The organism is Pseudoalteromonas sp. BSi20480 (assembly GCF_000241365.1).
Taxonomy (GTDB): domain Bacteria; phylum Pseudomonadota; class Gammaproteobacteria; order Enterobacterales; family Alteromonadaceae; genus Pseudoalteromonas; species Pseudoalteromonas marina.
Genome location: NZ_BADX01000012.1, coordinates 29137 through 54467 on the forward strand (window position 1 = coordinate 29137; position 25331 = coordinate 54467).

A 25331-nucleotide genomic window follows, 5' to 3' on the forward strand; every position below is an offset into this window, starting at 1 on the left:
GGATCTATAAAATGGCAAACGTTTCAATGCGCGACATGCTTCAAGCTGGTGTTCACTTTGGTCACCAAGCACGTTACTGGAACCCTAAGATGAAGCCTTTCATCTTCGGCACTCGTAACCGTGTACATATCATCAACCTTGAGCAAACTGTACCAATGTTCAACAACGCACTTAAGTTTTTAAGTGGCGCTGCTGCAAACAAAGGTAAAGTTCTTTTCGTTGGTACTAAGCGCGCAGCAAGCGACGCAGTTAAAGAAGCTGCTATCGCAAGCGATCAGTTTTACGTTAACCACCGCTGGTTAGGTGGCATGTTGACTAACTGGAAAACAGTACGTCAATCAATCAAGCGTCTTAAAGACCTTGAAATCCAAAGCCAAGACGGTACTTTCGAGAAATTAACTAAGAAAGAAACGTTAATGCTTAACCGCGAAATGGAAAAGCTTGAAAAGAGCCTTGGTGGTATCAAAAACATGGGCGGTCTTCCAGACGCGATCTTTGTTATCGATGCTGACCACGAGCACATTGCTATCCGTGAAGCTAACAACCTAGGTATTCCAGTTGTTGCAATCGTAGATACTAACTCTAATCCAGACGGCGTTGATTTCATCGTTCCTGGTAACGATGATGCTATCCGTGCTGTAACCCTTTACACTAGCGCTGTTGCAGCTGCTATCACTGAAGGTCGCGAGAATAACATCGTTGCTCAAGCTGAGAATGACGATTTCGTTGAAGCTGAGTAATTAGCTGTCATCAAGTCTTCATCTTAATAGGATGAAGACTTGCTATTCTTGTAGAGCGGGTAACCCGCTTATCTAAACCAGATTTCAGATTTGAGGATTTACTAATGGCTGTAACTACTGCCCTAGTTAAAGAATTACGCGAGCGTACAGGCGCTGGCATGATGGATTGTAAAAAAGCGTTAACTGAGACTGATGGTGACATCGAGTTAGCGATTGAAAACATGCGTAAGAGCGGTGCTGCAAAGGCTGCTAAAAAAGCAGGTAACATTGCTGCTGAAGGTACTATCATCATCAAGCAAAATGCAGGTGTTGCGGTACTTGTTGAAGTTAACTGTCAAACAGACTTCGTTGCAAAAGATGTAAGCTTCTTAGCATTTGCTAACAAAGTTGCTGACGCTGCAATCGCTGAAACAATTTCTATCGAAGACTTACAAGCTAAGTTTGAAGAAGACCGTGTTGAGCTAGTAACTAAAATTGGTGAAAACATCAACGTACGTCGTCTACAGTACATCGCTGGTGAAAACCTAGTTGAGTACCGTCACGGTGAGCGTATTGGTGTTGTTGTTGCTGGTGTTGCTGATGAAGAAACACTTAAGCACGTTGCAATGCACGTTGCTGCTTCAAGCCCTGAGTACTTAACACCTGCTGATGTTCCTGCAGATGTTGTAGAAAAAGAGAAGCAAGTTCAAATCGATATCGCGATGAACGAAGGCAAGCCTGCTGAAATCGCTGAAAAAATGGTTGTTGGTCGCATGAAGAAGTTTACTGGTGAGGTTTCTCTTACTGGTCAAGCATTCATCATGGAACCTAAAAAATCTGTTGGCGATGTTCTTAAAGAGAAAAACGCAACAGTTACTGGCTTCGTACGTGTAGAAGTTGGTGAAGGTATCGAGAAAAAAGAAGAAGATTTTGCTGCTGAAGTTGCTGCTCAAATTGCTGCTGCTAAAGGTGAGTAAGATTGACTAACTGTGAAGGACAAGGAAATTAGATGCAATTAAAGTACTATTTGCTTTTGCTTCACGCTTAGAAATTCTTTAAAATAACCGCGCTTTTATGTTTAACATAAGCGCGGTTATTTTTTATCCATAATTCAATAAAAGTTGGCCCCAAAACTATGACTATCAATCGCAAACCTATTTTTAGACGTGTTCTTCTCAAATTAAGTGGTGAAGCTTTAATGGGAGACGAAGGCTTCGGCATCGACCCTAAAGTTTTAGACCGTATGGCACAAGAAATTAAAGAGTTAGTAGAGCTCGACGTAGAAGTGGGTTTAGTTATTGGCGGCGGTAATTTTTTACGCGGTGGGTCATTAGCTGAAGCGGGTATGAACCGTGTAGTAGGCGATCACATGGGTATGCTTGCAACGGTAATGAATGGCCTTGCAATGCGTGATGCGCTGCATCGTGCTTTTGTAAACTGTCGATTAATGTCTGCTATTCCACTTAATGGTGTATGTGATGCATACAACTGGGCTGAAGCAATAAGCTTATTAAAAACTGGCCGCGTTGTTATTTTTGCAGCGGGTACGGGTAACCCGTTTTTCACTACAGATTCTGCTGCGTGTCTACGTGGTATTGAGATTGAAGCTGATACAGTAATTAAAGCAACAAAGGTTGATGGCGTATTCAGTGACGATCCTGTGAAAAACCCAGAAGCGACACTTTACCGTCACTTAAGCTACAATGAAATTATTGATAAAGAATTAAAAGTTATGGATTTAGCGGCATTTACTTTAGCCCGCGATCACAATATGCCATTAAGCGTATTTAACATGAATAAATCAGGCGCGTTAAAACGCGTAATTATGGGTGAAGAAGAAGGAACACTTATCTCTTCACAAGCCTCAGATGAAGTAATCAAATAATTAGGATTGAACCGTGATTAACGATATTCAAAAAGATGCGCAAGCGCGCATGCAAAAGAGTGTAACAGCACTAGGTAGCCAACTTTCTAAAATTCGTACTGGCCGTGCTCACCCTGCAATTTTAGATGGCATTATGGTGTCTTACTACGGTGCTCCTACACCGTTAAATCAAGTTGCAAATGTAACAATTGAAGATTCACGTACGCTTGCCATTGGTGTTTTTGATAAGTCATTAGCACAAGCCGTTGAAAAAGCGATTATGGCGTCTGACTTAGGTTTAAACCCTATGTCGGCTGGTACAGTTATTCGTGTGCCACTTCCTCCACTTACAGAAGAGCGCCGTAAAGATTTAATTAAAATTGTACGTGGCGAAGTTGAAGGCGGCCGTGTTGCTGTTCGTAATATTCGCCGTGATGCTAATGGTGATATTAAAGCACTATTAAAAGATAAAGATATCTCTGAGGACGAAGCGCGCCAAGGCGAAGATGCAATCCAAAAGTTAACAGATAAATTTATCAAAGAAATGGACACTCAATTAACAGCGAAAGAAGCTGAATTGATGGAAATCTAAACAGCTAAATAAGCTGAGCTAGTGTATACAAATATATTAGTTTTGAAACGCCGTCTGGGTTATACTAGGCGGCGTTTTTTTATGGAATACTCGATATTTATGGCTTTAAACGCTGATACAATTTCACAACAATGTTTACCTAAGCATGTTGCTATCATCATGGACGGGAACGGGCGTTGGGCGCAAGCTAGAAATAGGCCTCGTGTGTATGGGCACAAAAAAGGCGTGGACGCTGTTCGTCAATCTGTTCAGTTTTGTACTAAATTAGGCGTACAATCGTTAACCTTATTTGCATTTAGCAGTGAAAACTGGCGCCGCCCTGAAGACGAAGTAAATACGTTAATGGAGCTTTTTTTGTTTGTATTAACAAAAGAGGTTAAAAAGCTTCACAAAAACAATGTAAAACTAACCATCATTGGAGACCTATCTCGGTTTTCTGAAGGGTTGCAAAACAAAGTACATAGTGCGCAGCAACTGACAGAAAATAACACAGGGTTGTGTTTAAATGTGGCTGCCAATTATGGTGGCCGTTGGGATATGGCAAACGCGGCTAAACAACTCGCAATGCAAGTTGCAAGCGGTGACATTGACGCACAAGATATTACTGAAGAGCGTATTGCGCAGCATATGAGCATGGCCGATCAACCTGAACCCGATTTACTGATTCGAACGGGGGGCGATGTTCGCATTAGTAACTTTTTACTATGGCAAGCAGCTTACGCAGAACTTTACTTTACCGAAACACTTTGGCCTGATTTTAATGAAGCAGCATTTGCTGAGGCCATTGCGTGTTACGTTGCTAGAGAGCGACGATTTGGTTGTACGGGCGAACAAATAAAACAATTACTCGCTCAAACCTAAATAGATTAAGGGTCACAATTTTGTTAAAACAACGCATTTTAACCTCGCTAGTGTTAGCACCCGCAGCGCTTGCCTTGGTTTTTTATACACCATTGACGTTATTTAGTTACTTTGCCGCCGCCATCGTTTTAATGGGCGCTTGGGAGTGGTCTGCTTTTATGGGGCTATGTGACAAAATAAAAAGAGGCGCCTTTGTTGTGCTTGTTGCAGCTTTACTCGCTGTGCTTAATTTACACTGGCCGATAGAGTCGCTTTGGCAAAATGGTCAGCTAGTGGGCGATGCTAATTATTTATTTACTTTGGCGTTTGCATGGTGGATTGTTGCTAGTTACTTAGTATGGCGTTATCCAGCAATGGCAAAAGCGTGGAATGAAGGGCTAGTAATGCGTGGCATTGCAGGGCTTCTGACTTTAGTGCCGTTATGGCTTGCGCTCAATACGCTTCGTAGTGCGCAATACCTTGAATCTACTCACTTTGGCTCTATGCTGATTTTGGTTGTATTAGGTATTGTATGGAGCGCTGATATTGGTGCGTATTTTACAGGTAAAAGTTTTGGTAAACACAAGCTTATGCCAAAAGTAAGTCCAAATAAAACAATTGAAGGCCTTGCCGGTGGTATTGTTGCATCAGTATTATTTGTTATGGCGTTTTGTCACTTTACCGACGTGGATTTAGCCGTATGGCCGATTTACGCCATTATGACGGCATTTATAGCGCTATTTTCAGCAATTGGCGATTTACTTGAAAGTATGTTTAAACGCGAAGCAGGCCTTAAAGACAGTGGTAAATGCTTACCTGGGCATGGCGGTATTTTAGATCGCATTGACAGCTTAACAGCAGCCGCGCCTATGTTTGTAATGTGTTATGCATGGACTTTAAGTTTATGAGTCATAAGCAGCAGCTAGTTATTTTAGGTGCTACGGGGTCAATTGGTTTAAGTACACTTGATGTTGTAGCAAAAAACAGTGATTTGTTTGATTTATTTGCTTTAACAGCGGGTCAAAATGCAAAAAAAATGGCTGAGCTTTGCATTAAGCATTCACCCCTTTATGCTGTCATGGCAACACAAAGTGCAGCAGAAGAACTGTCATTGCATTTAAAGGGTACAGCGTGCCAAACTCTGATTATGCATTCACAACAGGCAATGAGTGATTTATGTGCGCACCCTGATGTAGATATAGTTATGTCTGCCATTGTTGGAGCCGCAGGCTTGTTACCTACACTCAGTGCGGTTGAAGCAGGTAAAAAAGTGTTGCTTGCGAATAAAGAATCGCTGGTTATGTCGGGCCAATTGTTTATTGATAAAGTTAAAAAGCACAAAGCAACTTTACTGCCAATCGACAGCGAACATAACGCTATTTTTCAGTGTCTACCTCACTCACTACAAAATGCTCAAAGTGATAAAAACCTGCAAGATAATGGTGTCAGTAAAATCTTACTTACCGGTTCAGGCGGTCCATTTTTAACGCGTGATATACGTACTTTAAAAGATGTCACCGTTAGTGAAGCGGTAGCTCATCCTAATTGGTCTATGGGTCAAAAAATCTCAGTAGACTCCGCAACTATGATGAACAAAGGCCTTGAGTTTATTGAAGCCAAGTGGCTATTTAACTGTAATAGCGATGATATTGACGTTGTTATTCACCCTCAAAGCATTATTCACTCAATGGTTCAGTATCATGATGGCTCAATTTTAGCGCAAATGGGTAATCCTGATATGCGTACGCCTATTGCCCATGCATTAGCGTTCCCAAAACGAATTGACGCAGGTGTTAAACCGCTTAATTTTTCTGATATTTGTGATTTTTCGTTTACCAAACCTGACTTTACCCGTTACCCTAATTTGCAACTTGCTATTGATGCATGTTCGGCGGGGCAGGGGGCAACGACGACCGTTAATGCTGCAAATGAGATAGCTGTTGCTGCATTTTTAAAAGGTAAAATTGGTTTTACAGATATTTATAAAATTAATGCGCAAACCTTAGAGTCGGCTCAATACACCAACGTACAGAGTTTAGATGAAATATTACAATGCGATGAGCTTGCACGTGTCAACGCAACTCAGTTTATAAATAAAGTGGCTCATTAGTATGTTTGATTTTATTTGGAATCTTGGCTCATTTATTTTGGCATTAGGTATTTTAGTTACTGTGCATGAGTATGGCCATTTTTGGGTAGCACGAAAGGCGGGTGTTAAGGTGCTACGCTTTTCTATTGGTTTTGGTAAGCCCTTAATTAAATGGCACGATAAATACAATACAGAATATGTTATAGCAGCTATTCCACTAGGTGGATATGTCAAAATGCTTGATGAGCGTGTGGACGATGTTCCAGCAAATCAGCGACATTTATCGTTTAACTCAAAGTCAGTACAAGCACGTATTGCCATTGTTGCAGCTGGGCCTATGGCAAATTTTTTGTTTGCTATTTTTGCGTTAGCGGTTATGTACATGGTGGGTGTGCAATCGGTAAAACCAATCGTAGGCAGCATTACTGAAGGGAGCCGAGCAGAGCAAGCCGGGCTTATGCCGAGCCAACACATTATTAAAATTGGTGATGATAATATAACCACGTGGCAAGACGCGACGTTTGCTTTTATGTCGCGATTAGGTGAAGAGCGCGTAGAGATTACAGTTCGCGATGAAAACTTACAAACACGAGTCAAAACGCTCAATATTGATGGTTGGAAGCTCGACCAACAAGATGTTCCTCCACTAACCTCTTTGGGTATTGTACCCTTTAGGCCACAAGCCACATTAACGGTTGCGGCGGTGACTAAAAATTCAGCAGCAGAACAAGCAAATTTGCAAGTTAACGATACTATTCTGGCTGTAAACGGTGAAACTATAAGCAATTGGCCGCAATTAGTTAATGTAATTACGCAATCGGCTAACAAATCTTTACAATTTAGTGTAAAAAGACAAGATAGTATAAAAAGCATAAAAGTGACCCCACAAGGGCGTGTTGGCAACAATGGTATAGAACAAGGTTTTTTAGGTGTAGCACCTGTTGTTCAGCAATGGCCAGAGGGGTATGTACAATCCCGAAGTTTTGGACCACTTGATAGTATTGTTCGCGGTACAAAAGAAACCTGGCGGTTGATTACGCTGAGTTTTGACATGATTGGTAATTTAATTACAGGTCAGGTTTCGGTTAAAAACTTAAGTGGTCCTGTTGGTATTGCAGTGGGAGCGGGGACTAGCGTAAGCTATGGTTTAGTTGCTTTTTTAAGCTTTTTAGCCCTGATAAGCGTTAACTTGGGCGTATTTAATTTATTACCTCTGCCAGTGCTTGATGGTGGACACTTAATGTATTACATAATTGAACTTTTTCGTAAAAAGCCGGTCTCTGAAAAGACGCAAGAATTTGGTTTTAAAGTGGGAGCGTTGCTACTCATTTTTCTAACATGTTTCGCTTTGTTCAATGATGTATCGCGTTTGTAATTACAGCGCAACATTTACTAATTAGAACACGATTGTAACGCACCCGTATTTTAGGTGTTAAGCGGTAATACAGTTGTAAAGGATAAAGATAATAAAATGGCTATAAAAAAACATTTGGCAGTTTCAAGTTTATTGGGTGCAAGCTTTGCCGCCCTAGGCCAAACTTCCTTTATTGTTGAAGACTTGAAAGTTGAAGGCTTACAACGCGTAGCACTTGGTGCTGCATTGACTCATATTCCTATTAACGTAGGCGATAATGTAGATGACTACACAATTTCAAAAACAATAAAGTCACTTTATCGTTCTGGTCACTTCGACAACATCAAAGCATTACGTGATGGCAACAACGTTATTTTTAAAGTAACAGAGCGCCCAACAATTAGCTTTATTGAGTTTGAAGGCAATAAAGATATCAAAGATGAGCAACTTAACGAGTCGCTTGATCAACAAGATATTCGCCAAGGCGAACCATTAGATAAAACCGTAATTGATAATATTGAAAAAGGCTTAGTAGAGTTTTTCCATAGTATTGGTAAATACAATGCAACGGTTGATATCAGCGTTACTAAATTGCCACGTAACCGCGTAAAACTTAAACTGGAGTTTGATGAAGGTGATGCCGCGTCTATCCGCCAAATTAACTTAGTGGGTAACGAGCTTTTTTCTAACGAAGAATTATTAAAACTTGCTGAGTCTCAGCAAGATTTACCTTGGTGGCAATTTATGGGTAGCGACCGCTACCAAAAACAAACCATTGAAGGTGATTTAGAAAAAATCCGCAGCTTTTATTTAGACCGTGGTTACTTACGTTTTAATATTGATTCGACGCAGGTATCGGTAAGTCCAGAGCGTGAGTCTGTATATGTTACGGCCAACCTCACCGAAGGCGTTAAATACAAGGTTAAAGGCTTTGATTTTATTGGTGACTTACTCGGTCGTGAAGATTTAATTAAAAGTGTTATCCCACTCAGAGCTGGTGAGCTTTACAATGGTTCTGTTGTAACATCTTCAGAAGAGTTTATTAAAAGTTATTTAGCACGTTTTGGTTATGCAAATGCTGAAGTGCGCACAATTCCAGAAATTGATGACGAAAAGCAAGAAGTTCAGTTAACTTTATCTGTTAACCCAGGTAAGCGTGTTTATGTTCGTCGTATAATTGTTGGTGGTAACCAAAACACCGCTGACGAAGTATTGCGCCGTGAAATGACGCAGCTAGAAGGTGCATGGTTATCAAACCAAAACCTCGAGCGTTCAAAGCTACAAATTCAACGTTTACCGTACATGGAAACTGTTGATTTTAATGTAGTCCCCGTGCCAGGTGTAGACGATCAAGTTGACGTAGATTTCACAGTAAAAGAACAATCAGCCGGTAGCTTTAATGCGGGCCTTGCTTATGGTTCATACCTAGGTCTACAGTTTAATATTGGTGTGACTGAATCTAACTTCTTAGGTACAGGTAACCAAATTGGTTTAAATTTAAATACTTCTACTGGCTCTGAAAGTGTCAGTTTATCGTATACCGACCCTTATTTTACACCAGATGGTGTTTCACAAGGCAGCAGTATTTTTTACCGAAACTACGACGCAAGTAAGTTTAGTCTTGTAGATTACAAATCAAAAAGTTATGGTTTAGGTACAAATATTGGTTTTCCAATTGATGCAATCAACCGGGTTAATTTTGGTGTTCGTTGGATAAAAGAAGAGCTGTCAGATATTGCCGAGTACGAGCAAACGCGTGTATTACGTGAGACATTTTTTGACCCTGAACACCCTGATGCAGGCTTTGACTTTACCAAATATGAATTAAGTGTTGGTTGGTCACGTATAACGGTTAACCGTGGTTTATTCCCGACAGCGGGTTCACGCCAAACGTTAAATTTAACGGGAACTACACCGAACTCAGATTTAACTTTCTTCAAGCTTAATTACGATTCACGCTTTTATTGGCCAATATCTAACGACCATCGCTGGGTTTTCTCGGCTCGTGCGGCGCTTGGTTATGGTAATGGTTATGGGTCAACAAATGGATACGATCAAACGCTTCCATTCCAAGAGTTCTTCCGTATTACGGAAATGGAACTACGTGGCTTTGACCGTAATACAATATTGCCACAAGCTGTGTCACGTATTGCAACGACGATTCCTGGGACACTAAACCCAGATGGTTCTACCTCAGGTCCTATCAATAGTGCGTCGGAGTTTGACCAGTTAATACCACAAGGTCGAATTGGTGGTAACGCCAAAGCGGTGGCAGGTATGGAGTTAATCGTTCCTACACCGTTTTTGGATGAAGAAAACACAAGTTCAGTGCGTACCAGCTTTTTTGTTGATGCTGCGAACGTATGGGACACAGAGTTTAGCGTAGACCGTTATCAAAACTTACTCGTAGACCAACGCAATAAGCTGGATGATTATTCAGATCCTATGCGTTTTAGAGTATCGACCGGTTTATCATTACAGTGGATCTCTCCAATGGGTCCAATGCTGATTAGTTTTGCGTATCCATTGCAAAAAGAAGAAGATGACGATACGAAGACCATCAGTTTTAATATTAGTAACACTTTCTAAAGGAGTTTTTTATGACTAAATTATTTAAATCAACGGCAGTGGCTGTTTTAGCAACGTTAATGATGGGTACTTCTGCTAGCGCTCTTGCGCACAAAGTAGGTGTTGTAGATATGCAAGAAATCTACAAGCAAATTCCTCAAATGGCTAAAATTGAGCAGTCACTACAAAGCGAATTTGCTGAGCGTCGCCAAGAGCTTGAAAAGTTACAAGGTGATATTCGCTTTGAAGCTGAGAAGTTTAAGCGTGAGAGCACAACGATGAGCCAAGCTCAAAAAGATGCACTACGTGATAAAATTCAAGGTATGCAAAAAAACCTTGCTGAAGTAGGTCGTCCTTTAGAGCAAGAAATCAAAGCTCGCCAAAACCAAGAGCTTGCAAAAGTTCAGGGCTTAATTATTAAAACAATTGAAGAGATTGCTAAAGACGGTGACTTTGATGAAGTTAAAGTAAAAGACACTACAATTTACTTCAACCCTAAAGAAGTAACAGACCTTTCATCTAAAGTAGTAACAGCTGTTAGCAAGAAATAATCACTCTATGCAAAATTATACGCTTTCGCAAATTGCGGAACTTCTAGGCGCCGAACTTCAGGGTGATGGCGCTTTAGAAATAACAAAAATAGCGACACTTGCAAATGCCCGTACTGGGCATATTGCATTTTTAGCGAACTCAAAATATCGTGTTCAACTTGAAGCCACTCAAGCCAGTGCTGTTATCGTTAACCAAGCAGATGCAGCGCATTTTAATGGTAATAAAGTGATTGTTTCAAATCCGTATGTCAGTTACGCAAAGCTTGCGCAATTTATGGATACAACACCACGTTCTGCCTCTTTGGGTATTCATCCAAGTGCAACAATTCACCCTAGTGCAAATATAAGTAAAAGTGCTGCTATAGGCGCTAATGCTGTTATAGAGGCTGGTGCAGTTGTTGGTGATAACGCGCAAATTGGTCCGAACAGTTTTATCGGAGAACGTGTTAAAATAGGTGCTGGGACAAAGCTTTGGCCTAGTGTGACTATTTACCATGACGTTGAAATTGGATCGGATTGTTTGTTCCAGGCAAATAGTGTTGTTGGTAGCGATGGGTTCGGTTATGCAAATGAGCGTGGGCAGTGGCTTAAAATTCCTCAGCTAGGCTCTGTGATCATAGGCGATAAAGTAGAAATAGGCGCCAGCACTACAATTGACCGTGGTGCACTTGATAATACGATTATTCATAGCAATGTGATTATTGATAATCAATGTCAAATAGCACACAACGTTGAAGTTAACTCGGGCACAGCAATTGCTGGCTGCTCTGTTCTTGCAGGTAGTGTTACCATAGGTAAAAACTGCCAAATTGGTGGTATGACTGCAATTAATGGTCACATGTCAGTATGTGATGGTGTTATAATTACGGGTATGAGCATGGTGACAAAATCAATCACCGAACCCGGTATTTATTCATCAGGTATGCCCCATACAACTAACAAAGAATGGCGTAAATCAATTGCTCACTTGCGTAATCTATCAGACATGAAGTCTCGTTTGAAAGCGCTTGAAGCACTGGCTAAGTCATAAACGTTGAACACATAAAAGGATGCTATTTTGGCAAACGAATTAAATAGCCTTGATATTCAAGAAATCTTAGCTTTATTACCACACCGTTACCCGATGCTTTTAATAGATCGTGTTATTGATTTTACTCCGGGTAAGACATTGCATGCCATTAAAAATGTATCTATAAACGAGCCTATTTTTACTGGCCATTTTCCAAACCAGCCTATTTTTCCTGGTGTGCTAATATTAGAAGCTATGGCACAAGCTACAGGTCTTCTTGGTTTTAAAACAGTTGAAAATCGCAGCGAAGACGAGCTTTACTTATTTGCAGCAGTAGACAACGCTCGTTTTAAGCAACCGGTTGTGCCTGGTGATACATTGCATTTGCATGTAGAGTTTTTAAAAGAGCGCCGCAATATATGGAAGTTTGCTGCTGAAGCTAAAGTTGACGGCAAAGTAGTATGTAGTGCCGAAATTATGTGTGCGAGAAGAGAGTTTTAATAGTGATCCATTCTACAGCAATAATCGAACCTGGCGCTAAACTAGGCAACAATGTCTCAGTTGGTCCATATAGTTATATAGGCAATGATGTTGTTATCGGTGATAACTGTATTATTGAATCTCACGTTGTTGTTAAAGGACCGTCTACCATTGGTTCTGGAAATCATATTTTTCAATTTGCGTCTGTCGGTGAAGCTTGCCAAGACAAAAAATACAACAACGAACCCACTACATTAATCATTGGTGACAATAATGTTATCCGTGAGTGTGCAACCATTCACCGTGGTACTATTCAAGACCAAGGCGTAACAAAAATTGGTAGCAATAACTTATTTATGGCTTATACCCACGTGGCACATGACGCAGTGATAGGCGATAACGTAATTTTTGCCAATAATGCCAGTGTTGCAGGCCATGTTCATGTTGCTGATTGGGTTATCTTAGGTGGTAATTCTGGGGTTCATCAGTTTTGTAAAATAGGGGCACATGCGTTTATTGGCATGTACTCTGGCGTTAACAAAGATGTTCCACCATTTGTGACCACAATTGGTATGCCAGCAGGTCCTGCTGCAATCAATAAAGAAGGTATGAAACGCCGAGGCTTTGAAAGCGATGAAATAATGGCTGTTCGCCGAGCGTATAAAGCGTTTTATCGTAAGAGTTTAGGTGTAGATGAAGCAATTGAATCACTAAGTGAAGATGCGGCTAAATACCCTGCAGTACAAACTATGATAGATTTTGTTAAAAGCTCTGAGCGCGGGATCGTAAGATAAGCACTTTTTGTTTTTAAATAAACCACCTTAGAGAAATCGACGGTGGTTTTTTATTGCCTTTAAAATATTTTAATTCAGTATGCACTCAGCGAGGCAAGGTTAACCTTTGCGAAAATTTACTATATTTAAAGCACAGCTATGTCTCTTACGAAGTTAATTTTACCCCTCAGTTTTTTGTCTATCTTGGCTGCGTGTAGTAGTCAACCTGTCGTTACCACAGCTAATGGAGAGCGTACTCAGTTAGGGAAAGCCTCTTATTACGCTAATAAATACCATGGCCGCACAACGGCAAATGGTGAAACCTTTAATCAAAACGCTGCCACTGCTGCACATTTAGAGTTTGATTTTGGTACTAAGGTAAAGGTCACTAATTTAGCTAACAATAAATCGGTAATCGTAAGAATAAACGATAGGGGCCCGTACGTTAGAGGGCGGGTTATTGATTTATCGTTAGGTATGTTTAAAAAAATAGCCGACCCTAAAGTCGGCGTTATTGATGTCTCAATCAGCGTGTTAAAAACGGGTGGTTAGCGACACATACTCCTGATGTTTTTCGCTAAGCTCTTTGTGGCTACCTTGCGCTACAAGTTTGCCATTTTCTAGCCAAATAATGTTATCCATTTTCGCTAGAAGAGCAGGGTCGTGGGTAATTGTAAGTACGCTTGCGTCACTCATTACGTGCATAATGGCGTTCATTACAGTTTGCTTAGATTGGTTATCTAGCCCTTCAGTGGGTTCATCAAGTACTAAAATAGCGGGGTTTTGTAATAAAGCCTGCGCAATCGCTATACGCCTTGATTGCCCTTGGGATACGCTTCTGCCGCCTGTCCCTAAACGTGTTTTTAAACCCTCTTGTAGCTCATTAAACCAAGGCTCTAGCTGTGCAAGGTTAATGGCTTCAAGCATTTCTTCTTTTGTAGCGCTTGGCTTTGCATAACGCAAGTTTTCACTTAATGTACCATCAAAAATATGATGTTGCTGCGCTAATATATTTATAACGTTTGCTCGGCTGTCACTGCTAAGTGAGTGAAGGTCTTGCGCGTTATTATGGTCACCCAATGTAATACTACCTTGCTGAAGTGGCCATAAACCGGTTAGCAAATTAACTAAGGTGGTTTTACCGCTCCCGCTTCGACCTACAATGGCTACTTTTTGCCGCGATTTAAGCATAAAACTGACATTAGTTAATGCGTTATGCTCATCGTATTTATAGCTAATGTTATTAAGTGTTAGCGCAATATTATTTTTATCAAACTGAGTATCAATTAAAGCGCTACAATTATTGCTCTGATCAGATGCTTTATCTTGGAGGGTAAATAACCGCTCTGCGGCTTTTAGTACATTAGGCAGCTCTATAAATGCATTAGGCAGTAGCAATACGCTTTCAAAGCTTGCTAATACAAAAAGCGTTAACATGGCAAGTTCTACGTTAACCATGGAACTAGTATAAACCAATGGGGCTATCGTCACTATGCTAGCTAACATGGCCATTTGTACTATTAGTAGAGTCAGTCCATCTGCATTTGCTAACGCCTTATGACGAACAAATAATTGTTGGTTGTACTGCTCGTTTAATCTATCGCATTTATTTAACTGCTCAGTACGGGCTTGATAAATACTAAGCTCTCTGAGGCCTGTTAAGGTATCTGATAATTCGGCCCGTAACTGTGCACTAAGGTGTGTTTCTTTGTGACTATTTTTTGTAAGTGAAGCACTTAAAAGCGCAGGTATGACAACGCCAATTAATAAAATTCCCATAAAGCAAATGAGTGCTACATTTGCATTATAAGCAGACATGAAAAGCAAAATGATTGGCACGCTTAACAAAGCAACCATCATGGGCATTAACACGTTTAAATAAAATTTATCGAGTGCGTCAACATCGTTCTGTAGTCGATTCAGTAAATCAGCGCTGCGGCTCATGGCTAAATCAACATTGTTGAGCTTACTGAGTGTTGCAAACATATTTACGCGAATTTCACTCAACAATAAAAAAGTCGCATTATGAGTAACTAAGCGCTCAGCATAACGAGAAGCCGTTCTTACGATAGCTAAAAAACGTATTGTGCCAGCGGGTGTAAAATAGTTCATTTGCACGCCAGCAATACCTGCAGCTGCCATAGATGCTAAAAACCAGCCTGAAATAGCCAGTAGGCCAACGTTCGCAAGCACCGTAATTGTTGCTAACAGCGTACCCAGTAGCATGGCTTTATAATGAGGGCGGCAGAGCTTTATCAATCTAATAAAGTTACTCATCGAAACCTCCTTGCTTAGCGGCATTTATCAAATTATAAAACACGCCATGTTGAGTGCTTAGTTTTTCAAAGCTACCTTGCTCAGTGACCTTACCCTGGTCCATTACAATAATATTGTCGGCGTGTTTTACAGTGTTTAATCTGTGTGCGATTACCAGTACTAAATTGTTTTTAGCGTACATATTAATGGCGTGTTGAATGTGTTGCTCTGTTTGGCTATCAAGGTGCGCTGTTGGCTCATCAAGCATTAATATAGGAGCGTTTTTTAAAAATGCCCGAGCAAGTGCAACGCGTTGTTTTTGCCCTCCAGAGAGCCCTTCACCTTGCTCTCCTATTAACGTATCAAAACCTGAGGATAGGGTATTTATAAACTCAAGGGCGCCAGCTTGTTGCGCTGCTTGCTCTAGCTCTTGCTGTGATGCGTCTGGTTTGGCTAATTTTATATTAGCGCCAATGCTATCGAAAAATAGTGTTGGATTTTGTGGTATCCACGCAACTTGATTCTGTAGTTGGGTAATATCGTTTGCTGCTAATGGCAATCCGTTAATATAAATACAAGGTATTACTTGGGGGTGAAAACCTAGCAGGCAATCAAATAAAGTACTTTTCCCTGAGCCACTGTTACCCACAACTGCCACCAAGCCTTTTTTTGGTAGGCTTAAGGTGACATCGTGAATGCCTTCGTTACTGTCAGGGTAAATGTAGGTTAAATTTTTAATGTTTATTGAATCAATAGTATCAGACGTGCTGTATTCGGTTGTATTGTTAACTAGTTCAGTATCTTGATAGGGTAAGGGGGCATTTAAAATAGTCACCATGTCAGCAGCGGCGCTAATACCTTGCAAGCGAGCATGATAATGGCTTCCTAATTGACGAAGCGGTAAATAAAACTCGGGAGCTAAAAGCAGCACAACAAAGCCAGTAGAAAAATCAAGTGTGCCAAAAAAAAGCCTAAAACCAATAATTACAGCCACTAAAGCCACACTGATTGTAGCTAAAAACTCTAAGGCAAAAGATGATAAAAACGCAATTTTTAACACGCCTAGCGTGGTATGCCTAAAGTCATCAGAAATTTTAGCTATTTGTTTTAATTCGGTTTGCGTTGCATTAAATAGTTTTAGCTGGGTTAATCCCTGTACTCTGTCAAAAAAGTAATTACCAAGAACAGCAAGTTGTTGCCAACGCTTTTGATTTAACGCTTCTGCTTTTGATCCAACTAAAATCATAAAAAAAGGGATAAGCGGAGCTGTTAATAAAAATATTAATCCCGCTTTATAATCGGTCGGAAAAATAACAACCAAGATTGCTAGTGGAATAAGGGCACTGTAAGCAACACCAGGCAGGTATTTAGCGTAATAGTCGTGAAGTTCTTCTACACCATTGTGCAATGTATTTAAAGTTGCACCTTGACCGTGTTGCTCAATATAACTAGGGCCCAGCAAGCTTAATTTAGTTAACAGTGTTTGGCGCATAGCCGACTTTATTTTAAGGGCAGCAAAAGCACTTAGCCTTTCACTTAGCGCTAAAAAAATAGCGCGAAGCAAAACAATACCTGCTAATGGCCACAGCAAGTGAGTGACTTCACTTAAGCTACTACCTTCAAACATTACGTTATGAATAGCCTGAGCGAGTAAATATGCTCCGGCAATCATTAAAATAGCGTTAAAAGTACCCAGTGCAATACTGAGCTTTAACCATAATGAGGCGGGTTTACTTTGTGTTTTTAAAAAAGCGCGCAGTGTTTGTTGCTGCGCGCGATTTGGTCGGGGGTTAGTCGTCATTGTTGGTCGAGTTAGCCTCGTTCAATAAATCATGCATCGGTTGTTCATCATCAGCAATGCTGTTTTTATTTTGATGAAATTCGTACCACATTACATTTATTACCCCTAAGGTACAGGCTAAAAGTACACCTAAAATCCAAGCAAAATACCACATAGTTCAGTCTCCTTAGTAGCTGCCGTGAGTGTTAGTTTCAATTTCTTCTACGGTTACTCTGCGCCACATTTTTACATAACACCACGTGGTGTAGGCTAAAATTAATGGTACAAAAATGGCCACGGCTACAAGCATAATGTTAAGCGTTTTATGGCTCGAAACGGCATCCCAAATTGTTAAGCTAATATTTGGGTTGTTAATTGATGGCATAATAAATGGGAATAATGAAACGCCCGCCGTCATAATGACACCTACTAACATAAGTGCAGTCGAAATAAGCCCTAACGCTGGTTTATTGAGCTTTGAAAATACTAATGCACTCAATGCCATAGCAAACGCTAGAACAGGGAAGGTTACTGTCCATGCGCGCTCAGTGTAATTATTTAGCCAAGCGCCTTTTGCTGTGGTAACTACTTTAGCGAGCGGATCAGAATGGCCTTGAGTATCGCCCATAGACACAATTTGGTAGCCGCTTAAATTAGCCACCCAAAATCCGGCCGCGGCAAATAAAACAATAAATGCAATCAATGCATAACGTCCGTATTGGCCAGAGCGTTCTGCAACCGCATCTGCTGTGCGAAGTTGTAACCACATACCTGCATGTGCAATAAGCATAGCTATACTAATTAAACCAGCGAGGAGTGCAAATGGGTTTAACAAGCCAAAAAACGAACCTTGGTAACTTACACGTAATAAATTATCAATATTGAATGGTACACCTAAAAACAAGTTACCAAATGCTACACCAAATACTAAAGCCGGAATTGCGCTACCTGCAAATAATCCCCAATCCCAGTTATTACGCCAGCGCTTAGAATCAATTTTAGAGCGGTAATCAAAACCAAGAGGTCTAAAAAAGAGTGCAAATAGCACCAGCATCATGGCAAAGTAAAACCCCGAAAAAGCGGCCGCATACACCATTGGCCAAGCCGCAAATAATGCTCCGCCTGCGGTGATAAACCAAACTTGGTTACCATCCCAGTGTGCGCCAATTGTATTAATTACAGTGCGTCGTTCTAAATCTGTTTTACCAACTAGGCGAAGGAGCATAGCAACCCCCATGTCCATACCATCGGTAATTGCAAAGCCGATTAAAAGGATACCAATGATCAACCACCACAACATTTTTAATGTTTCATAATCAAAAATCATGATTATTCTCCTTTTGCTTGTGTGTTGTTTGGCAGCTCAAAATGGTATTTACCAGTATGTAATGAGCTAGGGCCTTTTTTAATAAAGTGAATCATTAACCAGCCTTCAACAATGGCAAGGCCAGTGTAAAAAATGATGAAGCCCGTTAAGCTAATTAAAATGTCATTGACCGTTAATGACGACGTTGCTAAAAAAGTCGGTAGTATTTCAGAAATAGCCCAAGGTTGGCGTCCGTATTCTGCAACAATCCAGCCAAATTCAATCGCAATCCATGGCAATGGAATACTTAACACTGTAGCCCAAAGTAACCAGCGTTTTTGCTCAATAATACGGTGTGCATTGTAGTAAAATGCTAATACAAACACAGCAAGCATAGCGACACCACACGCAACCATAATCCTAAACGACCAAAACATGGGGCCTACTTTTGGGAATGAATCTTTCACTGCTTTTTGAATTTGCTCTTCTGTGGCATCAACAACATCAGATGTATATCGTTTAAGCAACAAACCGTAGCCTAAGTCATCTTTTACTGCGTCAAATTTAGCAATGTTTTCAGGCGTATCTTCGCCGTTTCTTAGTTTAGTGAGATACCCATAGGCAATCATGCCGTTACGAATACGTATTTCATGCTTTTTCTCTAAATCAGAAATACCCGTAACTTTTTCGTCAAATGAGCGTGTAGCAATAATGCCCAGTGCATAGGGTATTTTTACAGCGGCATGGGTTACTTGCTCTTCAGAGTCAGGAAAACCAAATGCAGTAAACGCAGCGGGCGCTTCTTCTGTGTGCCACTCGGCTTCAATAGTTGCTAATTTTACTTTTTGAATTTCGCCTACTTCATAGCCTGATTCATCACCAAGTAAAATAACACATAAAATTGAGGCTAAACCAAACCCTGAAGCCACTGAAAATGAACGTTTAGCAAATGCTAAATCGCGACCTTTTAGTATGTACCAACTACTTATACCTAAAACAAACATAGACGCGGCGACATAGCCTGCAGATACCGTGTGAATAAACTTAACCTGTGCAACAGGATTAAATACCAGCTCTGCAAAGCTGGTCATTTCCATTCGCATAGTTTGGTAGTTAAATTCAGCACCTACTGGGTTTTGCATCCAACCATTAGCAATTAATATCCATAATGCTGATAAGTTTGTACCCAGTGCCATTAAAAAGGTAGCGCCTAAATGTTGACGTTTAGAAAGTCTATCCCATCCTAAGAAGAACATACCCACAAAGGTTGATTCTAAAAAGAATGCCATTAACCCTTCAATAGCCAGAGGGGCACCAAATACATCACCCACATAGTGTGAGTAATAAGACCAGTTAGTGCCAAATTCAAACTCCATAGTGAGGCCTGTGGCAACACCAATGGCAAAGTTAATACCAAATAACTTACCCCAAAACTTAGTCATATCACGATAAATTTCGCGACCAGTCATAACATAAACTGATTCCATAATAACTAAGATCCAAGTCATACCTATTGTTAACGGTACAAATATGAAGTGAAAGAGTGCGGTAACAGCAAACTGTAGTCGCGATAGATCCACAAAGGTTTCATCTATCATTTTATGCTCCTTGAATGTGACGGATTAACTGGGCAATGAGTTATTGGCAGAGTTAATGATTGAATGAACTTTCAGTAATTACTGAAAGTTTGCAATATTATTCACAATTGCACAATACTTGTCAATATATATTAGTAAAACTTAATATATAATTTATATGCTACATCAGTATTAAAAATAAACAACAATAGAGATTATATTTACAGTTAAAAAACGAGTTATTTAAAGCGTTTAAACACATACCAAAACGCGGTAAACTAAACTCATGGCGCCCGATTAAAATATGAACTAAAAAGCAAATGACGAAAGAAAAAAAACAACTACGAATAGGTATAGTGGCAGGCGAACTGTCGGGCGATATTTTAGGCGAAGGCCTAATAAAAGCATTAAAAGTACATTTTCCAGATGCCACCTTTGAGGGGATTGCAGGACCAAAAATGCAAGCTCAAGGTTGTAAAACTCTGTACGATATGGATGAGCTGTCTGTAATGGGCTTGGTTGAAGTACTCGGGCGTTTACCGCGTTTATTAAAAATCCGTAAACAATTGGTTCAACATTTTATAGATAACCCACCCGATGTATTTATTGGAATAGACGCCCCTGATTTTAATCTTCGCGTTGAAAAACCTTTAAAAGATGCAGGCATTAAAACAGTTCAATACGTAAGCCCTTCAGTTTGGGCATGGCGAGAAAAACGTATTCATACTATTAGCGCAGCTACTAACTTAGTACTTGCACTATTGCCGTTTGAAAAAGAATTTTACGACAAACACCAAGTACCGTGTACGTTTGTAGGGCACACATTAGCAGACGACATAGCGCTTGAGCACGACGATAGCCAAGCACGTGCAAAACTAGGTTTAAGTCTTGATGACAAAGTACTGGCATTATTGCCAGGTAGCCGAGGCTCTGAAGTGGGCTTACTGAGTGAAACCTATATAAAAACAGCGCAGCAACTTCAAGCTCAAAACCCAGACCTTAAAATTGTGGTTCCACTGGTCAACGAAAAGCGCAAAGCGCAGTTTACTGATATTTTAAATGCTACAGCGCCTAGCCTTAATATTAGCTTGCTAGATGGGCAATCTAAATTAGCAATGCAAGCGGCAGATGCCATTTTACTTGCGTCTGGCACCGCCACACTCGAAGGCATGCTGTATAAAAAGCCAATGGTTGTTGGGTATAAAATAAAACCATTAAGCTACTGGATTTTTAAAACCCTGTTTACCTTTAACATTAAATATTTTTCGTTGCCAAATTTATTGGCCGATGAAGAGCTTGTGCCTGAGTTTTTACAAAGCGACTGTAACGTTAAAAACTTAACTCAAGCACTTACCCCAATGCTAGAAACAGACAATAGACAATTAAAAGCACGTTTTTTAGCAATTCATGAAAACATTAGATTAAATGCCAGCGAGCAAGCAGCCAAGGCTGTGGCGGAGTTAATACATGCAAATTGAACGACCTAACGTAACCTTAATTGCCGGTGTTGATGAAGTAGGGCGAGGCCCGCTGGTTGGCGACGTTGTTACCGCTGCGGTAATACTTGACCCAACTAAACCAATAGCGGGTCTAGCCGACTCTAAAAAATTAACAGATAAAAAGCGCCAAGCATTAGCCACCGAGATAAAAGAAAACGCATTATGCTATGCCTATGGCCGTTGTAGTCCATCAGAAATTGATGACTTAAACATTTTACACGCTACCATGCTTGCTATGAGCCGCGCAGTGGAAGGGTTAAGCACACAGCCTGAGTTTGTATTTATAGATGGGAACCGCTTACCTAAATTAGCTATGCCTGCTCAAGCGGTTGTTAAAGGCGATAGCCTAGTTGCCGAAATATCAGCAGCCTCTATTTTAGCCAAAGTAGCGCGTGATGATGAAATGCTTGAACTTGATAAACGCCACCCGCAATACGGGTTTGCAGGGCATAAAGGTTACCCAACTAAGGCGCACTTTGCAGCACTTGAGCAGTATGGCGCAATAGATGAACATCGTAAAAGTTTTAAACCCGTGCAGCGTGTACTTATGCAAGCAAAAGGCGAGGCAAAATAATGGCAGCACCTGATTTTGTACATTTAAGGGTCCACTCAGACTTTTCGATGGTTGATGGCTTAGCTAAAACCAAGCCAATAGTCGCTAAGGCGCAAGAGCTAGAAATGCCCGCGATTGCTATTACCGATCAAATGAACTTTTGTGGATTAGTACGCTTTTATGGCGCTACCCATAATGCGGGTATAAAGCCGATTGTGGGTGCTGACTTTTGGCTGCGCAGCCCTGAATTTCCGGATGAGCCATGTCGCATTACAATTTTAGCTAAAGATAATGTGGGTTATAAAAATATAACGCTATTAATTTCTGAGGCGTATCAGCGTGGTCATGTATTTCATCGTCCAGTAATTGACAGAGAATGGTTAGCTAATCATAAAGAAGGATTAATTATTCTTTCGGGCGCAAAAGACGGTGATTTAGGTAAGGCATTATTAAAAAATAATCCCGGCGTTATAGAAAGCGTAATTAGCTTTTACAAGCAGCACTTTAGCGATCATTACTATTTAGAGCTTGTACGAACTAACCGCCCGCTTGAAGAAGACTACCTGCACATGGCGGTAGAGCTTGCAGCTAAAGAGCAGCTGCCCGTTGTTGCAACCAACGAAGTGGTATTTCTAAAACCTGAAAATTTTGAAGCGCACGAAATTCGTGTAGCTATATTTGATGGCTACACACTTGATGACAAACGCCGTCCAAAACGTTTCTCAGAAGAGCAATACCTAAAAACGCCTGAGCAAATGGCTGAGCTATTTAGTGATATACCTGAAGCACTGCAAAATACGGTAGAAATAGCTAAACGCTGCAATGTGACTGTAAAGTTAGGCGAATACTTTTTACCAGATTATCCAACAGGCTCTCTTAATATTGATGAGTTTTTGGTTAAAGTGTCAGAAGATGGCCTTGAAGAACGACTCCAGTTTTTGTTCCCTGACGAAGAAGATAGAAAAGTAAAACGTGTTGAATACGATGAACGTTTAGCGGTAGAGCTTGGCGTAATCAACCAAATGGGTTTTCCGGGTTACTTCTTAATCGTAATGGAGTTTATTCAGTGGAGTAAAGATAACAATATACCGGTAGGTCCAGGTCGTGGTTCAGGTGCAGGTTCATTAGTAGCATACGCACTTAAAATTACCGATTTGGATCCCCTTGAGTTCGACTTGCTTTTTGAGCGATTTTTGAATCCAGAACGTGTATCAATGCCCGATTTCGACGTCGATTTTTGTATGGACAGGCGCGACGAAGTAATTGATCACGTATCGGCATTGTATGGGCGTGACGCGGTATCACAAATTATTACTTTTGGTACTATGGCCGCAAAAGCGGTAATACGCGATGTAGGTCGTGTACTTGGTCATCCTTATGGTTTTGTTGATCGTATTTCGAAACTGATCCCAGGCGATCCGGGGATGACCCTTGCCAAAGCCTTTGAAGTAGAGCCGCGTTTGCAAGAAGCCTACGATGGTGACTCAGAGGTAAAAGATTTAATCGATATGTGTCGCATCCTAGAAGGGTGTACGCGTAATGCCGGTAAACACGCCGGTGGTGTTGTAATATCGCCGACCACCATTACCGACTTTGCTGCACTTTACTGTGACGATGAAGGTAAATTTCCGGTAACACAGTTTGATAAAAACGACGTAGAAACCGCGGGCCTTGTTAAGTTCGATTTCTTGGGTTTACGTACCTTGACCATTTTGCAGTGGGCAGTGGATATGACCAACGTGCGTATGCAGCGCGAAGGCAAAGACCCTGTTGATATAAACACTATTCCACTGGATGATAAAAAAAGCATAGAGCTATTACTGCGCGCCGAAACAACCGCGGTGTTTCAGCTAGAATCGCGCGGCATGAAAGATTTAGTACGCCGCCTTAAGCCCGATTGCTTTGAAGATATGATTGCATTAGTAGCCTTGTTCCGCCCAGGTCCATTGCAATCAGGCATGGTAGATAACTTTATCGACCGAAAACTGGGTAGAGAGGAAATTTCATACCCAGATGCGCAGTACCAACACGAAAGCTTAAAACCAATACTCGATCCCACTTACGGCATTATTTTGTATCAAGAACAAGTAATGCAAATAGCGCAGGTACTCGCAGGCTATACGCTGGGTGGTGCAGATATGTTACGCCGTGCTATGGGTAAGAAAAAACCTGAAGAAATGGCAAAGCAGCGTTCAACGTTTGAAGATGGCGCGCGTAATAATGGTATTGATGGCGAACTGGCGATAAAAATCTTCGACTTGGTAGAAAAGTTCGCAGGTTATGGTTTTAATAAATCTCACTCAGCAGCTTATGCACTGGTTTCGTACCAAACCTTGTGGATGAAAACGCACCACCCAGCTGAGTTTATGGCTGCGGTAATGTCGGCCGATATGGATAACACCGACAAAATAGTGATTTTGGTGGATGAATGTGAAAACATGAAACTTACCTTATTACCGCCCGATGTAAACGCCGGTGAGTTTAAGTTTACGGTAAACCTGCAAGGCGAAATTGTTTATGGCATTGGCGCAATTAAGGGTGTAGGTGAAGCGCCAGTAGACGCTATTTTAGAAGCGCGCGCAAAGGGCGGCCCGTTTAAGGATTTATTTGATTTTTGTGCTCGCGTTGACTTAAAACGTCTCAATAAACGTGTCACCGAAAAATTAATTTATGCCGGTGCACTTGATAAGCTTGGGCCAGAGAAAACCCAAGCAGGGCGTGCAACATTACTGGCAAGTTTAAAAGACGCTATGCGCGCGGCCGATCAGCACAACAAGGCAGAGCAACTTGGACAAAGCGATTTATTTGGTTTATTGGCTACCGAGCCAGACGAAGTAGAGCAAGCCTTTATTAAGGCCACGGGCCTGACCGACAATGAATGGCTTGAAGGTGAAAAAGATACCCTAGGCCTTTATTTAACTGGGCATCCGATAAATCAGTATCGCAAGGAGCTTAGGTATTACACCAGCGGAAAGCTGGTGGATTTACAACCAACTAATCGTGATGTACTCTCTACTGCCGCTGGTCTAGTTATTTCAGCGCGGACCTTAATTAATAAAAAAGGCAACCGTTGGGGCTTAATAACTTTAGATGACAAGAGCGCCCGTATTGATGTACGCTTGTTTCCAGAACAGTTTGAAATGTACCAAGAAATGCTTCAAGTTAACAATATCTTGGTAATATCTGGACAGGTCAGCTTTGATAACTTCTCCGGTGGCATTACAATGACCGCCAGAGAAATAAACACCATTGCTCAAGCGCGTGAAAAACGTATTAAAGCGATTAAAATGACGCTGAACATGGTGCAAATCGAGGCAGGTTTCTTCGATAAATTACAAAAAGTACTCGAACCTTATAAAATGGGAACGTGTCCGATCAAGGTTTATTACCAACGCCCAGATGCGTTGGCGCAATTAACCCTAGGGATCGAATGGTGTGTCACGCCGAGCGACGACTTGATTCACAAGTTATCACTCATGGCGGCACAAGATGTAGAACTAGAATTTAACTGATTAGGTAGT

The 25331-nt window shown here is 41.0% G+C and carries 22 protein-coding genes; 17 read left to right on the forward strand and 5 right to left on the reverse strand.

Annotated elements, in window-relative coordinates:
- Nucleotides 1-11 precede the first annotated feature (11 nt).
- From rpsB to P20480_RS16290, 14 genes are all read left to right on the forward strand, one after another.
- Nucleotides 12-740 carry a 30S ribosomal protein S2 gene (rpsB, locus tag P20480_RS16355; protein WP_006793636.1) on the forward strand — a complete coding sequence of 243 codons (729 nt, stop codon included), beginning with the start codon at nucleotides 12-14 and terminating at the stop codon, nucleotides 738-740.
- 104 nt (nucleotides 741-844) lie between these two features.
- The gene (gene tsf, locus P20480_RS16350; RefSeq protein ID WP_006793635.1) at nucleotides 845-1696 is read left to right on the forward strand and encodes a translation elongation factor Ts; all 852 of its coding nucleotides are present in this window, start codon (nucleotides 845-847) and stop codon (nucleotides 1694-1696) included.
- 158 nt (nucleotides 1697-1854) lie between these two features.
- Nucleotides 1855-2604, forward strand: a complete 750-nt coding sequence (pyrH, locus tag P20480_RS16345) for a UMP kinase (RefSeq protein WP_006793634.1) — start codon at nucleotides 1855-1857, stop codon at nucleotides 2602-2604.
- A gap of 49 nt (nucleotides 2605-2653) precedes the next feature.
- Nucleotides 2654-3175 (forward strand): ribosome recycling factor, encoded by a 522-nt coding sequence (frr, locus tag P20480_RS16340; protein WP_282447153.1) that lies wholly within the window; start codon nucleotides 2654-2656, stop codon nucleotides 3173-3175.
- 81 nt (nucleotides 3176-3256) lie between these two features.
- Nucleotides 3257-4036 (forward strand): isoprenyl transferase, encoded by a 780-nt coding sequence (locus tag P20480_RS16335; RefSeq protein WP_008126663.1) that lies wholly within the window; start codon nucleotides 3257-3259, stop codon nucleotides 4034-4036.
- A gap of 20 nt (nucleotides 4037-4056) precedes the next feature.
- Complete coding sequence (locus tag P20480_RS16330; protein ID WP_006793631.1) at nucleotides 4057-4923, forward strand: phosphatidate cytidylyltransferase; 867 nt, start codon at nucleotides 4057-4059, stop codon at nucleotides 4921-4923.
- A complete protein-coding gene (gene ispC, locus P20480_RS16325; protein ID WP_033024913.1) occupies nucleotides 4920-6125 on the forward strand; it encodes a 1-deoxy-D-xylulose-5-phosphate reductoisomerase in 1206 nt (401 codons plus the stop codon). The genes P20480_RS16330 and ispC overlap by 4 nt, the downstream gene beginning before the upstream one ends.
- A 1-nt stretch (nucleotide 6126) precedes the next feature.
- Nucleotides 6127-7479: a sigma E protease regulator RseP gene (gene rseP / locus P20480_RS16320; protein WP_008126669.1), complete on the forward strand. Its 1353-nt coding sequence runs from the start codon at nucleotides 6127-6129 to the stop codon at nucleotides 7477-7479.
- Nucleotides 7480-7575: 96 nt separating this feature from the next.
- On the forward strand, nucleotides 7576-10047 hold the full coding sequence (gene bamA, locus P20480_RS16315) for an outer membrane protein assembly factor BamA (protein WP_008126671.1): 2472 nt from the start codon (nucleotides 7576-7578) through the stop codon (nucleotides 10045-10047).
- An 11-nt stretch (nucleotides 10048-10058) separates the two neighbouring features.
- Nucleotides 10059-10577, forward strand: coding sequence for an OmpH/Skp family outer membrane protein (locus P20480_RS16310; RefSeq protein WP_006793627.1), 519 nt, complete (start codon nucleotides 10059-10061; stop codon nucleotides 10575-10577).
- A 7-nt stretch (nucleotides 10578-10584) separates the two neighbouring features.
- Nucleotides 10585-11607 carry a UDP-3-O-(3-hydroxymyristoyl)glucosamine N-acyltransferase gene (gene lpxD, locus P20480_RS16305; protein WP_006793626.1) on the forward strand — a complete coding sequence of 341 codons (1023 nt, stop codon included), beginning with the start codon at nucleotides 10585-10587 and terminating at the stop codon, nucleotides 11605-11607.
- A gap of 27 nt (nucleotides 11608-11634) precedes the next feature.
- Complete coding sequence (gene fabZ / locus P20480_RS16300; protein ID WP_006793625.1) at nucleotides 11635-12087, forward strand: 3-hydroxyacyl-ACP dehydratase FabZ; 453 nt, start codon at nucleotides 11635-11637, stop codon at nucleotides 12085-12087.
- Between the two features lie 2 nt (nucleotides 12088-12089).
- Nucleotides 12090-12860 carry an acyl-ACP--UDP-N-acetylglucosamine O-acyltransferase gene (gene lpxA / locus P20480_RS16295; protein WP_008126674.1) on the forward strand — a complete coding sequence of 257 codons (771 nt, stop codon included), beginning with the start codon at nucleotides 12090-12092 and terminating at the stop codon, nucleotides 12858-12860.
- A gap of 138 nt (nucleotides 12861-12998) precedes the next feature.
- Nucleotides 12999-13391: a septal ring lytic transglycosylase RlpA family protein gene (locus P20480_RS16290; RefSeq protein ID WP_006793623.1), complete on the forward strand. Its 393-nt coding sequence runs from the start codon at nucleotides 12999-13001 to the stop codon at nucleotides 13389-13391.
- On the opposite strand, the gene cydC is transcribed toward P20480_RS16290, so the two are convergent.
- The 5 genes from cydC to P20480_RS16265 are packed head-to-tail and all read right to left on the reverse strand — an operon-like array spanning nucleotide 13374 to nucleotide 19779.
- Nucleotides 13374-15116: a thiol reductant ABC exporter subunit CydC gene (cydC, locus tag P20480_RS16285; RefSeq protein WP_008126677.1), complete on the reverse strand. Its 1743-nt coding sequence runs from the start codon at nucleotides 15114-15116 to the stop codon at nucleotides 13374-13376. The two genes, P20480_RS16290 and cydC, sit on opposite strands and share 18 nt — an antisense overlap.
- Nucleotides 15109-16896, reverse strand: a complete 1788-nt coding sequence (gene cydD / locus P20480_RS16280; protein WP_008126680.1) for a thiol reductant ABC exporter subunit CydD — start codon at nucleotides 16894-16896, stop codon at nucleotides 15109-15111. The genes cydC and cydD overlap by 8 nt, the downstream gene beginning before the upstream one ends.
- On the reverse strand, nucleotides 16886-17050 hold the full coding sequence (cydX, locus tag P20480_RS16275; protein WP_006793620.1) for a cytochrome bd-I oxidase subunit CydX: 165 nt from the start codon (nucleotides 17048-17050) through the stop codon (nucleotides 16886-16888). The genes cydD and cydX overlap by 11 nt, the downstream gene beginning before the upstream one ends.
- A 12-nt stretch (nucleotides 17051-17062) precedes the next feature.
- Nucleotides 17063-18202, reverse strand: a complete 1140-nt coding sequence (cydB, locus tag P20480_RS16270; protein ID WP_008126682.1) for a cytochrome d ubiquinol oxidase subunit II — start codon at nucleotides 18200-18202, stop codon at nucleotides 17063-17065.
- A gap of 2 nt (nucleotides 18203-18204) precedes the next feature.
- Nucleotides 18205-19779 (reverse strand): cytochrome ubiquinol oxidase subunit I, encoded by a 1575-nt coding sequence (locus tag P20480_RS16265; protein WP_008126684.1) that lies wholly within the window; start codon nucleotides 19777-19779, stop codon nucleotides 18205-18207.
- A 299-nt stretch (nucleotides 19780-20078) separates the two neighbouring features.
- Here P20480_RS16265 and lpxB point away from each other — a divergent pair, with 299 nt between their 5' ends.
- Genes lpxB through dnaE form a run of 3 tightly spaced genes read left to right on the forward strand, consistent with a single transcriptional unit; the run spans nucleotide 20079 to nucleotide 25322 of the window.
- Nucleotides 20079-21236, forward strand: coding sequence for a lipid-A-disaccharide synthase (gene lpxB / locus P20480_RS16260; protein ID WP_006793617.1), 1158 nt, complete (start codon nucleotides 20079-20081; stop codon nucleotides 21234-21236).
- On the forward strand, nucleotides 21226-21831 hold the full coding sequence (rnhB, locus tag P20480_RS16255; protein ID WP_006793616.1) for a ribonuclease HII: 606 nt from the start codon (nucleotides 21226-21228) through the stop codon (nucleotides 21829-21831). The genes lpxB and rnhB overlap by 11 nt, the downstream gene beginning before the upstream one ends.
- The gene (gene dnaE / locus P20480_RS16250) at nucleotides 21831-25322 is read left to right on the forward strand and encodes a DNA polymerase III subunit alpha (protein ID WP_008126688.1); all 3492 of its coding nucleotides are present in this window, start codon (nucleotides 21831-21833) and stop codon (nucleotides 25320-25322) included. Before rnhB ends, dnaE begins: the two co-directional genes overlap by 1 nt.
- Nucleotides 25323-25331 lie beyond the last annotated feature (9 nt).

What these genes read in the sequence shown, in the direction of transcription:
- dnaE (WP_008126688.1), top strand. Translation starts at nt 21,831, where the DNA reads ATGGCAGCACCTGATTTTGTACATTTAAGGGTCCACTCAGACTTTTCG.
- rpsB (WP_006793636.1), top strand. Translation starts at nt 12, where the DNA reads ATGGCAAACGTTTCAATGCGCGACATGCTTCAAGCTGGTGTTCACTTT.
- cydD (WP_008126680.1), bottom strand. Translation starts at nt 16,896, where the DNA reads ATGACGACTAACCCCCGACCAAATCGCGCGCAGCAACAAACACTGCGC.
- bamA (WP_008126671.1), top strand. Translation starts at nt 7,576, where the DNA reads ATGGCTATAAAAAAACATTTGGCAGTTTCAAGTTTATTGGGTGCAAGC.
- cydB (WP_008126682.1), bottom strand. Translation starts at nt 18,202, where the DNA reads ATGATTTTTGATTATGAAACATTAAAAATGTTGTGGTGGTTGATCATT.
- lpxB (WP_006793617.1), top strand. Translation starts at nt 20,079, where the DNA reads ATGACGAAAGAAAAAAAACAACTACGAATAGGTATAGTGGCAGGCGAA.
- tsf (WP_006793635.1), top strand. Translation starts at nt 845, where the DNA reads ATGGCTGTAACTACTGCCCTAGTTAAAGAATTACGCGAGCGTACAGGC.
- lpxD (WP_006793626.1), top strand. Translation starts at nt 10,585, where the DNA reads ATGCAAAATTATACGCTTTCGCAAATTGCGGAACTTCTAGGCGCCGAA.
- P20480_RS16310 (WP_006793627.1), top strand. Translation starts at nt 10,059, where the DNA reads ATGACTAAATTATTTAAATCAACGGCAGTGGCTGTTTTAGCAACGTTA.
- cydC (WP_008126677.1), bottom strand. Translation starts at nt 15,116, where the DNA reads ATGAGTAACTTTATTAGATTGATAAAGCTCTGCCGCCCTCATTATAAA.
- rseP (WP_008126669.1), top strand. Translation starts at nt 6,127, where the DNA reads ATGTTTGATTTTATTTGGAATCTTGGCTCATTTATTTTGGCATTAGGT.
- frr (WP_282447153.1), top strand. Translation starts at nt 2,654, where the DNA reads ATGCAAAAGAGTGTAACAGCACTAGGTAGCCAACTTTCTAAAATTCGT.
- P20480_RS16335 (WP_008126663.1), top strand. Translation starts at nt 3,257, where the DNA reads ATGGAATACTCGATATTTATGGCTTTAAACGCTGATACAATTTCACAA.
- P20480_RS16265 (WP_008126684.1), bottom strand. Translation starts at nt 19,779, where the DNA reads ATGATAGATGAAACCTTTGTGGATCTATCGCGACTACAGTTTGCTGTT.
- rnhB (WP_006793616.1), top strand. Translation starts at nt 21,226, where the DNA reads ATGCAAATTGAACGACCTAACGTAACCTTAATTGCCGGTGTTGATGAA.
- ispC (WP_033024913.1), top strand. Translation starts at nt 4,920, where the DNA reads ATGAGTCATAAGCAGCAGCTAGTTATTTTAGGTGCTACGGGGTCAATT.
- pyrH (WP_006793634.1), top strand. Translation starts at nt 1,855, where the DNA reads ATGACTATCAATCGCAAACCTATTTTTAGACGTGTTCTTCTCAAATTA.
- cydX (WP_006793620.1), bottom strand. Translation starts at nt 17,050, where the DNA reads ATGTGGTATTTTGCTTGGATTTTAGGTGTACTTTTAGCCTGTACCTTA.
- P20480_RS16290 (WP_006793623.1), top strand. Translation starts at nt 12,999, where the DNA reads ATGTCTCTTACGAAGTTAATTTTACCCCTCAGTTTTTTGTCTATCTTG.